Annotated in this window: 9 protein-coding genes; 3 read left to right on the top strand and 6 right to left on the bottom strand. The window is 73.3% G+C overall.

The features are described from left to right. Together ACIGNX_RS25375 and rsmI are read right to left on the bottom strand one after the other, a co-directional pair. Nucleotides 1–452, bottom strand: a 452-nt coding sequence (locus ACIGNX_RS25375; RefSeq protein WP_396543185.1) for a helix-turn-helix domain-containing protein, incomplete at its 3' end; no start/stop codon positions are given. A 123-nt stretch (nt 453–575) separates the two neighbouring features. Then, nucleotides 576–1421 (bottom strand): 16S rRNA (cytidine(1402)-2'-O)-methyltransferase, encoded by an 846-nt coding sequence (gene rsmI / locus ACIGNX_RS25370; RefSeq protein WP_396543184.1) that lies wholly within the window; start codon nt 1419–1421, stop codon nt 576–578. Between the two features lie 24 nt (nt 1422–1445). Here rsmI and ACIGNX_RS25365 point away from each other — a divergent pair, with 24 nt between their 5' ends. Further along, on the top strand, nt 1446–3017 hold the full coding sequence (locus ACIGNX_RS25365; protein ID WP_396543183.1) for a dolichyl-phosphate-mannose--protein mannosyltransferase: 1572 nt from the start codon (nt 1446–1448) through the stop codon (nt 3015–3017). A gap of 9 nt (nt 3018–3026) precedes the next feature. On the opposite strand, the gene ACIGNX_RS25360 is transcribed toward ACIGNX_RS25365, so the two are convergent. Continuing rightward, on the bottom strand, nt 3027–3485 hold the full coding sequence (locus ACIGNX_RS25360; protein ID WP_396543182.1) for an Lrp/AsnC family transcriptional regulator: 459 nt from the start codon (nt 3483–3485) through the stop codon (nt 3027–3029). 103 nt (nt 3486–3588) lie between these two features. On the opposite strand from ACIGNX_RS25360, the gene ACIGNX_RS25355 reads away from it, so the two are divergent. Further along, a complete protein-coding gene (locus ACIGNX_RS25355; RefSeq protein WP_396543181.1) occupies nt 3589–3981 on the top strand; it encodes a DUF2000 domain-containing protein in 393 nt (130 codons plus the stop codon). Between the two features lie 135 nt (nt 3982–4116). On the opposite strand, the gene ACIGNX_RS25350 is transcribed toward ACIGNX_RS25355, so the two are convergent. From ACIGNX_RS25350 to ACIGNX_RS25340, 3 genes are all read right to left on the bottom strand, one after another. Next, complete coding sequence (locus tag ACIGNX_RS25350) at nt 4117–6108, bottom strand: protein kinase (RefSeq protein ID WP_396543180.1); 1992 nt, start codon at nt 6106–6108, stop codon at nt 4117–4119. Between the two features lie 143 nt (nt 6109–6251). Then, a complete protein-coding gene (locus ACIGNX_RS25345) occupies nt 6252–7565 on the bottom strand; it encodes an alpha-lytic protease prodomain-containing protein (protein WP_396543179.1) in 1314 nt (437 codons plus the stop codon). A 135-nt stretch (nt 7566–7700) separates the two neighbouring features. After that, nucleotides 7701–10676 (bottom strand): UvrD-helicase domain-containing protein, encoded by a 2976-nt coding sequence (locus ACIGNX_RS25340; protein ID WP_396543178.1) that lies wholly within the window; start codon nt 10674–10676, stop codon nt 7701–7703. A 217-nt stretch (nt 10677–10893) separates the two neighbouring features. Here ACIGNX_RS25340 and ACIGNX_RS25335 point away from each other — a divergent pair, with 217 nt between their 5' ends. After that, complete coding sequence (locus tag ACIGNX_RS25335) at nt 10894–11802, top strand: excalibur calcium-binding domain-containing protein (RefSeq protein WP_396543177.1); 909 nt, start codon at nt 10894–10896, stop codon at nt 11800–11802. Nucleotides 11803–11840: the final 38 nt, after the last annotated feature.

Raw genomic sequence — 11840 nt, 5'->3', positions numbered from 1 at the left:
CCGTCGGGGATGTTGCCCAGCTTCTTGATGTCGACATGCACCAGGTCGCCCGGTGCGGCGTGCTCGTAGCGGCGCACCGGCGCGGCGGTGGCCCGGTCCAGGTGGACCAGCCGGGCCAGGCCGAAACGGCGCAGCACCCGGTGCACCGTGGAGGGGTTCAGGCCTAGCAGGTAGGCGATACGGGCCGGCCCCCACCGCCGGGCCAGGCGCACTTTCACGATCCGCCGTTCGCGGCGGGTGGGCAGGCGCCCGGGGCTGTGGCGGGGTCGGCTCGAGCGGTCGGCCATGCCCGCCTCGCCCAACTCGCGGTAGCGGGAGGCCCAGCGGGCCGCGGTGGTCGAGGAGACCTGGAACCGCTCGGCCGCCCGCCGCAGCGGCCAGCCCTCGTCCACGACACATCGGGCCAGGCGCAGCCTGCCCGCCGGAGTCAGCGGTGCGTTAGCGTGGGTCACGAGGGCCTCCGTGGGCTTGGTGTAGACGTCGCAATCCACACCGAACCCGGAGGCCCTCCCTCATTCCAACATCATCCGACTACGTGTCGCGTGGGACGTCCACAACCTCCCAGGGCAGTACAGCTAGCCCTGGCTGATCGCGGCGTCGTACAGGGCCTTCTTGCTCACCCCCGCGGCCTCCGCGACCTCGGCCGCCGCCGTCTTCAGCCGCTCCCCGTCGGCCACGCGCTGCCGCACCTCCGCGACCAGCGCCTCCATCGGCGGGGCCTCGCGGGCCTCGGCGGGCGCCAGCACGACCGTGATCTCGCCGCGCACGCCCTCGGCAGCCCACTCGGCCAGCTCGCCCAGGCCGCCCCGCCGGACCTCCTCGTAGGTCTTCGTCAGCTCCCGGCACACGGCGGCCCGGCGGTCCGGGCCGAGCACGTGCGCGGCGTCGGCGAGGGTGTCCGCCAGCCGATGGGGTGATTCGAAGAAGACGCAGGTCCGGGGCTCGTCCAGCAGCGCGGCGAACCACCGCCGCCGCTCACCCTGCTTGCGCGGCGGGAAGCCGTCGAAGCAGAAGCGGTCCGAGGGCAGGCCCGACACGGCCAGCGCGGTGGTCACCGCGGACGGGCCGGGCAGGCACGTCACCCGCAGGTCCTCCGCCACGCACGCCGCCACGAGCCGGTAGCCGGGGTCGGACACGCTGGGCATGCCGGCGTCGGTCACCAGCAGCACGGTCCGCCCGTCGCGCAGCGCGTCCAGCAGCCCGGGCAACCGGGCCGTCTCGACCTGGTCGTAGAAGCTGACCACCCGCCCCGACGGGGTGACGTCCAGCGCCGCGGCGAGCGAGCGGAGCCGCCTGGTGTCCTCGGCGGCGACCACGTCGGCCTCGGCCAGCGCCTCGACCAGGCGCGGCGAGGCGTCCCGGACGTCGCCGAGCGGAGTAGCCGCCAGCACCAAACGGCCTGATCCAGATACAGGTCTCACGCCTCTCACCCTACGATCGGGCGCGTGAGCCTGATCGCACCGCAGTCCGCAGACGACGTGGTCGCAGCCGGCGAGGTACCGCCGACGAGCCCGCCACCGGGCAACGACCGCGAAAAGCGGGCACGCCTGCTCGAACCCGGCCCGATGAGCGACGCCCTGCGGGGCTGGCTGGTCACGTTGACCGTGGCGCTGATCGGCGGCGCGGTCCGGTTCTGGAACCTCGGGTTCCCGACCGACAAGGGCACCCCGCTGTTCGACGAGAAGCACTACGTGCCGCAGGCGGCGCAGGTGCTGCGCAACGGCGGGTACGAGGACAACCCCGGCTACGAGCTGATCGTGCACCCGCCGCTGGGCAAGCAGCTCATCGCGATCGGCGAGTGGCTGTTCGGCTACGACGCCGTGGGCTGGCGGTTCGCGTCGGCCGCCGTGGGCACGCTGACCATCCTGCTGGTGGTGCGCATCGCCCGGCGGATGACGCGGTCGGACCTGATCGGCGCGATCGCGGGCGTGCTGCTGATCGCGGACGGCCTGAGCCACGTGCAGTCGCGCATGGGCATGCTCGACTCGTTCCTGACCTTCTTCGTGGTGGTCGCGTTCGCCTGCCTGGTGGTCGACCGCGACCAGGTGCGGTCCCGGCTGGCGGTGGCGGTGCGCGAGGGCTGGGTGACCCGGTCGCCGTTCGGCCCCTGGCTCGGTTTCCGCTGGTGGCGGTTCGCGGGCGGGGTCGCGCTCGGCCTGGCGTGCGGCGTGAAGTGGTCCGGGGTCTGGTACATCGCGTTCTTCGGCGTGCTGTCGGTGCTGTGGAGCGCGCTGGCGCGGCGCTCGGCGGGGGTGGAGCGGCCGTGGCTCGGGTCGTTCGCCAAGGACCTGCTGCCGTCGCTGCTCGCGCTGCTGGTGGTCCCGCTGCTGGCGTACCTGGCGACGTGGTGGGCGTGGTTCGGGTCGGAGACGGCCATCGACCGGCACGTCGCGGGCGTGAAGATCCCGGAGGACGGCTGGGTGCCCGCCCCCCTGCGGGCGCTGTGGTACTACAGCGGCAACGTGCTGGACTTCCACACCAAGCTGGTCACCTCGGACACCAACCGGCACCCGTGGGAGTCGAAGCCCTGGACGTGGCCGATGGGCCTGCGGCCGATGCTCTACTACTTCGAGGGCTCGGTGCAGGGCTGCGGCGGCCCGAGCTGCGTCGGCGCCATCATGCTGATCGGCACGCCCGCCCTGTGGTGGCTGGCGTTCCCGATGCTGGCGTGGGCGATGTGGCAGTCGATCGCCCGGCTGGACTGGCGGTACGCGGCGGTGCTGGTCGGCTACGGCGCCGGCTTCCTGCCGTGGTTCATCAACGTCGACCGGCAGATGTACTACTTCTACGCGATGCCGATGGCCCCGTTCCTGGTGCTGGGGATCGCGCTGGCGCTGGGCGACGTGCTGGGCAAGCGGACCGACGGCAGGGAGCGCCGGGGCACCGGCCTGCTCGCCGTGGCGCTGTACGTGGGCCTGGTCGTGGCGAACTTCGTGTGGTTGTGGCCCATCCTCAACGGCATACCGATCACCCCCGAGATCTGGGACGCCCAGAAGTGGCTCCCGTCCTGGAACTGAGCCGGCGGGTCAGCGCGGCAGCTCGGTGAGCACGGGGTTGCGGATGCCCTCGTAGATCACCGAGCTGCGGAAGCTGATGACCTCGCGCCGCTCGCTGAGCCGGTCGATGAGGAACGCGTGCAGGTGTTCCAGGTCGGGCACGGCCAGGTGGATGAGGAAGTCGTCGTCGCCCGCCACCACGTACATCGCGGTGACCTCGGGGAGCGCGCCGATCGCCGCCTTGAAGCTGTCGATCACCGCCCGGCTCATCGGGCGCAGGCGGGCGGCGACGAACGCCTGCACGGGGCGGTTGAGCGCGGCCAGGTCCACGTCCGCGTGGTAGCCCTTGATCACCCCGCGCTCCCGCAGCGCGCGCACGCGTTCCAGGCACGTCGACGGCGCGACGCCGAGCCTGCGCGCCAGCTCCCGGTTGGTCAGCCGCGCATCCAGCTGCAGATTCCGGATGATCGCCGAATCAAGTTCGTCCACGTCCCGATCATGCCGCAACCCGCCGAACGAAGTTCGGCGGCTCTGGATCGAACCGTTCAGGTGGACGAGTCTGTGCGCATCCCACCGAACGAACGGACTCGACGTGCTGCCCACCAAACTCGCCCTCGTCCTGCGTGACGACCTGCCGGCGAACTTCGCCGCCAACGCCGCCGCCGTCCTCGGCCTCACCCTCGGCGCACGCCTGCCCGACCTGCTCGGCGAGGACGCGCGGGACGCCGACGGCACGGTCCACCTCGGCCTGAACACCCACCCCGTGCCGGTGCTGACCGCGCCCGCCGAGCGGCTGAAGGCCCTGCACCGCGCCGACCGCGTGCTGAAGATCGGCTTCACCGAGGTCGCCCGCCGCTCCCGCGCCTACCCGGAGTACCTCGAAGCCCTCTCCCGGGCGGAGGACCCGGACTTCGTGGCCGTCGCCCTGTTCGGGCCGCGCGCCGAGGTCACCCGGCTGACCCGCGAGCTGCCGCTGTTCGCGTGAGGCTCGCCGGGGTGCACGTGGGCGCGGTGCACGAGGACGCGGCGCACGAGGGCGCGCCGGTGCCGCCCGCCCCGGTGCCGGCGTCCTCCGGCGGGCCGCCGGCCGTTCCGCTCGTGGTCGGGGTGGCGGCCCTGGTCAGCGCGCGGGCCTGGTCGGCGGCTCCGGCCGGTCGATCATCCGGGTGACCGGGCCCTCCTTGCTCAGGCCGGCCTGCGTCAGCCACGTGCCCAGCTCGGCGCGGATCGCGCCCAGCGACGGGCGGCGGCCCGGGTCGGAGTCCAGCGCCTCGGTGAGCAGCCGGGTGTGGGCGCTGCGCTGGGGCAGCTTCACGCACGGCTCGCCCTGCGCGGCGGCCATCAGCGACGAGATCGGGTTCTCCCGCGACCCGCGCGGCGGCTGGCCGGTGAGCGCGTAGCTGACCGTGGCGGCGAGCTGCCAGGCGTCCGACGCGGGGCTCGCCGGTTCGCCGCGGGCCGTCTCCGGGGCGAGGAAGTCGGGCGTGCCGACCATCATCCCGGTGGCGGTGAGCGTGCTGTCCCCCTTCGACCGGGCGATGCCGAAGTCGATCAGGTGGGCGGTGCCGTGGGAGTCCACGATGACGTTGGACGGCTTCACGTCCCGGTGCAGCACGCCCTGCTCGTGCGCGGCGGCCAGCGCGTCCGCCATGTTCACCCAGAGCCGGGCGGCCAGCGTGTCGGCGAGCACGCCGGTGGTGAGCACGACGTCGGACAGCGGCTGCCCGTCGATGTACTCCATGACGATGGCCAGGCCGTCCGGGTCCTGCACGATGTCGAACACGCGCACGCAGTTCGGGTGCCGCACGGCGGCCAGGGCGCGCGCTTCGCGGAGCATGCGCTGCTCGGTGTCGTTGTCGGGCGCGTGGGCGAGCTTCACGGCCACCGTGCGGGCCAGCTGCTCGTCCACGGCCAGCCAGACCGTGCCGAAACCGCCGCGGCCGAGCTGGCGGATGCGCCGGAACCGGCCGCCGGCCGGGTTCCACACCTTGCCGGAGTCCGGCGCGGGCGCGGGACCGCTGTGCCCGCCGCTGTGACCGCCGCTGTGCGGGCCGAACGGCAGCGGGCCGGGCGTGTCGGCCAGCGGCGCGGGCTGCTCGACCCTGGTCGGCCGCGGCGGCTCCACGGGCACGTCGGCGACCCGCGTCGGCGGGTAGTGCCGGGTCGGCGGCGTCGGCCGGTAGGGCGGGACCGGCTGGTACGGCGGGATCTGCGCCGGCTGGTAGGGCGGCGGCTTGCGGACCGGCTGGTGCTGCGGGGGCGGCGTGTAGGGCGGCGGGTTGCTCTGGCTGTGCTGCGGTGGGTTCTGGCCATGCGGGGTGTTCTGGCCGTGCGGGGTGTTCTGGCCGTGGGAGGCGTTCTGGATGTGCGGGGTGTTCTGGCTGTGGGGTGGCGGCGGCGTTCTGGACACCGCGGGCTGCGGGCTCGGGTTCCCGCGATCGCGACCGGGGCGGTTCAGCATGGCGGTAGTCAACCCGAAAACCCGCACGACGAGGGAGCCGAGCAACGAGATCGGGAAGAAACCGAGCAGCAGGTGGCCCACCAGCGCGACCGGCAGCGCCGACGTCGACAGCAGCAGGACCAGGAACGGCGGCCAGAACACCCGGCGCGGCCAGTTCGGGCCGAGCCGGAACGCCGAGCCCGCCTGGAGCATCACGAACAGCAGGCACAGCAGCGCGAGCAGCGCCGTCGCACCGGCCGCCACGACGTCCACGACGCCGGCCCGGCCGGTGATCGCCGTGACGAACGACTTGGAGCCGACCAGGTAGTCGTACTGGGTGAACGCCACGCACGGCGCCTCGTCCAGCGACTCCATGCCCGGCAGGGCGCGGGTGCGCAGCAGCTTGAACGTCGCGGAGAACGCCATCCACGGCAGCACGAGCGTGCCGACCACGCCGAGCACCGCGAAGATCGCGCCGGTGACCGGGCCGTAGGAGTTGCCGACCACCCGCCGCACGGTGATCGACAGCAGCGCGGCGACCGTCGGCAGCACGCCGATCAGGGCGCCGAACGCGGTGGTGGTCCACGCCCAGTCGCCGGGGCAGAGGGGCACGCCCGACCAGCCGTGCAGCCACGCCAGCAGCGACTCGGCCAGCTCCACGACCCGCACCACCCCTTCTCGTCGCCTCTCAGGGTACGGGTGCGGGCCACGCCGACAGCGCTGTCCGGGGAATCGGCCGGCGGGGGCGGCGCGCGGAAAGGGCCCGGCTCGCCGCGTGTGCGAGCCGGGCCCCGGCGCGTGCGCTTGCCGCTAGCTCACGCGCGCGCCCACAGGGCGGGTGCCGACGGTGGATCCCAGCCCGGTTGGGACGTGTGCCCCTGCAAGCACCGGTACCCCACGCCGTCGTACGTCACGAGGGAGCCTGCCGTGTACGCGACGCCCGGCTGCCAGGTGGTCTGGCCCGGGTTGGAGGTCGTGGTCGGCGACGTGGTGCTCGTCGGGCCGTTGCCACCACTGACGATCAACCGCAGGCCGTACGCCTGGAGGATCTCGTTGACCGGCTGGAAGTAGGTCGTCCCGCCGGAGGTGCAGTTCCCGGAGCCACCGGAGGTGACGCCCTGCGCCTGGTCACCGGACAGCCACGAGCCGCCGGAGTCGCCGGGTTCGGCGCAGGCGTTCGTGCGGGTGAGACCGGTGATCGTGCCTTCGGGGTAGGTCACCGAGGCGTTCTTCTGCTGGATGGTGCCGCAGCGCCAACCGGTGGTGGAGCCGGAGCGGCACACCGACGCGCCCACCGGCGCCTCGGTGGACCCGGCGACCGGGACGGTGCCGGGGTAGCGGTTGACCAGCGCGCGGCCGGTGTTGCCGGCGGCCGTGCGGACCCAGGCGTAGTCGTTGCCGGGGAAGCTGGAACCGGCGAACGTGCCGCTGGGCTGGGTGGTGGTCGCGCCCGTGGTGCCGCAGTGCCCGGCGGTGACGAACCCGCCCTCGACGGGGAATCCGACCGAGCACCGCGAGCCGCTGCCGATGTAGTAGGCGTTGCCGCCGATCACGTCGATCAGCGGGCGCGGGTCCTCGGTGGACGCCTCGACGCGCACGTCGGCGTCGTCCAGGCCGCTGGCGCGGGCAAACGCTTGCGCGGCGGCGACGTCCCGACCCAGGACGACCACGGTGTTCGTCGGCACGTCGACGTACCAGCCGGGGACGGTCCGGGGCGCGCTGCGGGCGTTGCGGTCGAGCCGGTGCTTCAGGGCGTCGAGCCGGGCGAGCGACCGGCTGACGACCCTCGCCTCCGCGCCCTCGGCCTCGACGGCCTGGATCTGGGACGCGGCCGTGACGCCGACGACGAGCTTCGTCGCGTCGGCGTTCAGCCACGCGCCCGCGAACGCGGGACCGAGCCGCGCCTTGAGCGCGCCCTCGGCGCGGGTCGCGGCGACCTCGCGGCCGAGGCGGGCGCGGGCCTGGTCGGGGGTGAGGTGGAGGTCGCGCGCCAGGGCGGCGACCACGTCGCCGTCGGCGGCGACCTGGGGCGGTGGCGGACCGGCGTTCGCGGTGGCGGTCAGCGCGGCGGCAAGGCCGGCAGCGCTGAGGACCGCCACGGCGACCGCGGCGACGCTACGTCGAGTCATTCCGCTGTCTCCTCGCAGGGGTGGTGACAGGAAGCGGGGCCGTGGCTCGACGCTAGCCGGCGAACGCGACGAGCGGATATGCCAGTCCGGTCATACCGCCGCCTTATGGTCCAGTCCACTCGTGATCTTGAATGGCTAGAGCAGGCTCAGCTGGGTGCCCTTGCGCCTGCGGCGCGGTTGGCGCTCGCCGAGCTGCTCGTACGCCTTCAGCGCCGCCAGGAACGGCGACCTCGGGCGGCCCGCCGCGTGGCTCAGGAACAGGTGCCGCCGCGCCCTCGTCATCCCGACGAACAGCAGCCGCCGCTCCTCCGCCACCGCCTCCGGGTCGTCCTGCCCCGGCCACCGCAGCGGCAGCAGGCCGTCCTCGCAGCCGACCACGAACACCACCGGGAACTCCAGGCCCTTCGACGCGTGCAGCGTGAGCAGCGAGATCCGGTCCGCCCTCGGGTCCCACGTGTCGACCTCCACGCCCAGCGCCAGCGCCGTGTGGAAGCGCCCGAAGTCCGCCCCGCACTCCGCCGCCAGCGGTTTGAGCAGCTCGTAGGCGGTGTGGTCGGCACCGGCCGCGGCACGCACCCGGTCCAGGACGGTGGCGCCGGCCGCACGGGGCAGGTCGCGGGCGATCCGCGCCACGCCGGGCCGGTCGGCCAACCGGTCGTGCGACCGCTTCTGGAACGGCAGCCCCGACTGCGTCAGCGCCTCGACCAGCGCGCGTGCCTGCCGGTCCGTCCGGTACAGCACGGCGAAGTCGGAGAAGCCCAGGCCCTGCGTGCCGTCGCCGACCACGCGCCCGCTGTCGAACGCGTGGAACGACGCCCCGCCCAGCACCTGCTCGATCGTCCGGGCCACGAACCCCGCCTCGGCCGCCTCCGACGACGCGTGGTGCACGCCGATCGGCGCGTCACCGTGGTCGGCCATCGGCCGCAGCTCGCGCCCCGGCACGAGCGTCGTCGGCGCGATCACCTCCAGCGCACCCCGGACCACCGCCGACGACGATCGGTAGTTCCTGGTCAGCTGCACCGTGCGGGCCCCGGGGAAGTCCTCCCGGAACCGCAGGAAGAACCCCACGTCCGCGCCCCGGAACCGGTAGATCGCCTGGTCGGGGTCGCCGATCGCGGTGAGGTTGCCGTCCGGCGGCGCCAGCAGCCGCAGCAGCCGGTACTGCTGCTCGTCCACGTCCTGGTACTCGTCCACCGACACCCACCGCCACCGGTCCCGGTAGCCGGCGACCAGCTCCGGCGAGCCCTCCAGCAGCTCCAGCGGCAACGCGATCAGGTCGTCGAAGTCCACCAGGTCCTGCGCCCGCAACGCCTTCTTGTACCGCGCGTCGCCGGCGGCGACGAGCGCCCGGGCCTCCTTCTCGTCCGCGACCACGGACCGGGCCACCGCGAGCTGCCGCTCCGGGTCGGCCACCTCGAACGACGCCGACAGCCCGAACCGCTCCCCGTGCTCGCGCAGCACCAGCACGCCGAGCGAGTGGAACGTGGCGATCGTCAGCTCCCCCGCCGCGTCGGGCGCGAGCACGGCCAGGCGTTCGGCCATCTCCTCCGCCGCGCGCCGGGTGAACGTGATCGCCAGGCACTGCGCCGCCGGCACACCGCGCGCGGTGACGAGGTCCGCGATCCGGTGCGTCAACGTCCGCGTCTTGCCCGTGCCCGGACCGGCGATGATCAACAGCGGCCCGCCGCCGACCTCGGCCGCCGCCCGCTGCTCGGGGTCCAGACCGTCCAACAAGGACGCGCCGGGCACGGCGGCTGGTGCTGGCGCGGGGGCCACCGGCTCGGGCGCGGGCACCGGTCGCGGTCGCTCCACAGTGGACGACTCCGGTGGCGCGTAGTCGAACAGCGCGAACGCCGACCGCCGCCGCTCCAGCTCACCCGGCTCGAACACGCGGATCACGCCGTACTCGCCGTCGTACCCCGCGTCGCGCACCACCTCGCCGCGCCGGAGCCTGCCCACCGCCTCGGCCAGCAGCGGCGAGTGCGCGGCGATGTCGTCCACCGGCACGTCCTGGAGGATCACCAGCTCCGGGCCCAGCGCCGCGGTCAGCTTGTCGATCTCGGCCAGCACCTTCTTGCTCTTCGGCCCGGTGCCGACGATCTCGCTCACCACCTCGGGCAGCGGCACCAGGCTGGTGAACCCGGCCGCGCCGGGCGGTCGCGCGCCGGGCGGCCGGTCGGCCAGCTCCTCGACCCGGCTCAGCACCCCGACCGTCAACGGCTTGCCGCACTCGGGGCAGATCCCGCGATGAGCCAGGGTCTCCTCGGGCTCCATCCGCACCCCGCACTTGCGGTGCCCGTCGACGTGGTACTTGCCCTCCTCGGGGAAGAACTCCAGCGTCCCGGCGAACCCGTCCCCGGTCTCCAGCGCGGCCCGCACCGAGTGGTAGTCCAGGTCCGTGTCGAACACCGTCGCCTCGCGCCCGAGCACGGGCGGCGAGTGCGCGTCCGAGTTGCTGACCAGCCGGTACCGGTCCAGGCCCGACACCCGCCAGTTCATCTCGGGGTCGGACGACAGGCCGGTCTCCACGGCGAAGACGTGGGACGCGAGGTCGGCGTAGCAGTCGTCCACGGCGTCGAAGCCGGACTTCGAGCCGAGCACGGCGAACCACGGCGTCCAGACGTGCGCGGGCACCAGGTAGCCGCCGCACTCCAGCGTGATCTCCAGCAGGTCGCGCGAGTCGAGCCCGAGGATCGGCCGCCCGTCCGAGCCGAGGTTGCCGATCCGGGCGAGCCGGGCGTTGAAGCGCGCCGCCGCGTCGAGGTCGGGCAGGTAGATCAGGTGGTGGACCTTGCGGGTGCGGTCGCCGCGCTTGTAGATCGTGGAGATCTCCACCGAGAGCATGAACCGCACCGGCGCGGCGGCCAGCGACGGCGGCAGCGTGCGGTCGATCTCGCGGTCGAGGTCGTCGCGCAGCCGGTACAGGCCGGGCGCGTCCTCCACCAGCGTCTCGGTCAGGTGGTCGTACCAGGCGGGGTGGGTGAAGTCGCCGGTGCCGACGAGCGAGATGCCCTTGCGGCGGGCCCACCAGGTCAGGTGCTCCAGGTCGCAGTCGCGGCTGCACGCCCGCGAGTACTTGGAGTGGATGTGGAGATCGGCCACGAAGCGCACCGGGCAGATCGTAGTGATCGCCACCGACAGCCCCGATCACGAGGTGCGTCGCGGGAATCGTTCCGCACTTATCCGACTGATCCTCTGGTTTCACCCTGCTCTTTCGTCCGATCGAGCTAACTATCCGCGATACCCGACTCCATTGCGTAACAAGTGGCGGCGAACTCCGAAATCCCCACCGCACAACCGAGGTCGGGGTGAACGGAAGGCAGGTCAGTTGAACACGATCACACGGGTGGTGGCGGCGCTGGTCGGCGCGGCCGTCGGGCTGGGCCTCGCGGTCGTCGCGGCGCTCCCCGCCGGCGCGGCCGCGGCCGACGGCTACTACAAGCAGCCGTTCGACCCGACGGTGTGGCGCGTGGACGGCGGCGTCGCCCGCGCCATGAGCTACGACGAGTGGGCCGCCGCGGGCTTCCCGCAGCCCGCGCCCTCACCGACGGACTACGTGAAGTACGCGTGGTCCCCCACGGTGTACGCCGTCACGTTCTGGGGCGACCCCGAGTCCACGTGGGACTGGGACCGGCTCACCGAGCCGCAGTGGCGGGCGTCGGGCAGCCCCGTGCCGCGCACGGCGGGCTGGATCGCGGGCAGCTACTACTACCAGTGGGGCACCGCCAACGAGATCTTCGTGCAGGGCCCGGACGGCGTGAAGCACAAGCTGACCTACGACGAGTGGGCCGCCTCCCGGTTCCGCCCCTTCGAGCGGCGCGGCAACGAGGGCTTCCAGAAGCTGTCGTGGGCCCCGAACGTCCTGCGGATGACGAACCTGGCGGCCGGCCAGGGCTACTCGATCGGCTACGGCGAGTGGAGCGCCGAGTCGTTCCCGACCCCGCAGGTCGTGCGGCGGATCGTGAACGACCGCTTCTACAAGTACGGCAGCGCGCCGGCGATCTACTACGAGGGCCCGGCCTTCACCAGGGCGATCACCTACCAGGAGTGGGTGGCCGCCGGCAGCCCGACCCCGGAGGTGCGCACGCCCCCGAACCCGGGCAACAGCGTGGACTGCTCGGACTTCGCCTACCAGCGCGACGCGCAGGCGTGGTTCAACCTCTACTACCCCTACTACGGCGACATCGCCCAGCTCGACGGCGACCACGACGGGATCGCCTGCGAGTCCCTCCCCTAACCGCTCGGACGACGCGGGCCGGTCCTCACGACCGGCCC

The sequence above is a fragment of the Actinosynnema sp. NPDC053489 genome, from assembly GCF_044544865.1.
Lineage (GTDB): Bacteria > Actinomycetota > Actinomycetes > Mycobacteriales > Pseudonocardiaceae > Actinosynnema.
The sequence above is the reverse complement of the archived record's forward strand: the minus strand, read 5'-3'. Positions and strand labels throughout refer to the sequence as shown.